Raw genomic sequence first — 1,575 nt, 5'->3', positions numbered from 1 at the left:
TCACCAGTTAAACAAATCAACAACCTTCAATACCCTGGATTTTGCGTCAGTTCCGCGTTGAGCAACCGTTCGCTGGCCGGAATGGGCCAAAGGTACTGCCGGGCGGCGTCGAACTGGTAGCCCGCTATTTTCCGGGCGTAGCCCGCCTTGATGATGTGTTCGTGAAAAACCAAACCGTCCTTGTCGATGATCGGCAGCAGCGTGTTGGTGAACGGCCACTGCTTGCGGTCCTGTTTGGTGGGTTCGTTAAGGCTTGGCACGTCCACGTTCAGGGCTTTGTCGGCTAATTTCCAGCGGATCAGGTCCATGTAGCGTAGACCTTCCAGCACCAGTTCCACGCGGCGTTCCCGGCGCAGAGCGTTGCGCAGCGCGGCCTGGTCTGTGGAAGTGATTTTCGGATAGCCGCTTTCTGCTGCCGATTTCTTACCGTAGGCCCGGGCGCGGATCGAGTTAAGGGCGTCCAGGACACTTTTGTCGATATCGTTGAGTTCGATTTTGGCCTCGGCGTACATCAGCAGCACGTCGGCGTAGCGCAGTATCAGAATGGGGCTTTCGGAAAGCCGCAGGTCGGCCCAACCCTGATCCACCCGCTTTTTCCAGACGAAGCCTGTATAACTGGCAAACTGGGCAATGGAACGGGTATCGTTGTTCTTGACCCGATTTCCGAGTTTGGGACTGTACACAATCGTTGAGTCGGGGTGCGACTGATACACGTAGCCTAGCCAGGGCGTACTCAGTTCCACGATGCTCATCGTCATGCGCGGGTCGCGGTTCTTGAAGGGCTGGTGCGGGTCGTAGAGCGGCGATTTGTCCACGGTCAGACCGTCGGTGCATTCGTAGATGTCCATGATCGACCAAGTGGGAATTTGTGACCCAAATCCGCCGGAATTGCGGGTGATATAGGTGCGCACATCGCCCGTACCCAGAAACGGCTGGCCTAGCGAAACCGACTGGGGCAAGGAAAAAATGATCTCGCTGCTATTCTCGCCGTCTTTCAGGAACAGGTTCTGATAGTTGGGGTACAAATCGTGAATTCCTAGATCCATAATTGCTTTTGAGGCGTCGCGGGCCGTGGCGAAGTCGCTCATGTACAGGGCGATGCGAGCCTTGATGCCTAGGGCGGTACTCTTAGTCACACGCCGGACATCGCTGGCCGCGTAGCTTTGGGGCAGGGCCGCCGCCGCTGCGTCCAGTTCTTTATAAATAAAGTTCAGAATGACTTTCCTGTCCGTGCGGGGGAGTTGGTAGGATTCTTCCAGCGGCACCGACTTCTCGTAGAAAACCACGTCGCCGTAGTGGCTGATCAGGACAGAGTAGCAGTAAGCACGGACAAAACGGGCTTCGCCCTCGATGCGCTTGTAGGTGGCTTCCGAGACGGTGCTTTTGGCGCGGGGCAGGTTTTCCAGCAGGGTGGTGGCCCGGGATATTCCTTGGTAGAGATTGGCCCAGTAGCTGTTGACGAAGCTGGTCTGAGAACTGATGGTGCTGTTGGTGATGGGGTTGGTGATCTGCCCCCGCACCCAGTGGTCGTCGCCCCACTCGTATTCGTCCACCCTGAAGAGCGATTTCTGATAG

Annotated in this window: 1 protein-coding gene; it reads right to left on the bottom strand. The window is 56.6% G+C overall.

The features are described from left to right. Positions 1-26: 26 nt before the first annotated feature. Positions 27-1,575: RagB/SusD family nutrient uptake outer membrane protein (locus ACEW8P_RS09245; RefSeq protein ID WP_373512799.1), on the bottom strand; the 1,549-nt coding region annotated here is incomplete at its 5' end.

The sequence above is a fragment of the Persicitalea sp. genome, from assembly GCF_041751555.1.
Taxonomy (GTDB): domain Bacteria; phylum Bacteroidota; class Bacteroidia; order Cytophagales; family Spirosomataceae; genus Persicitalea.
This window is presented reverse-complemented; position numbering and strand designations above follow the sequence as displayed.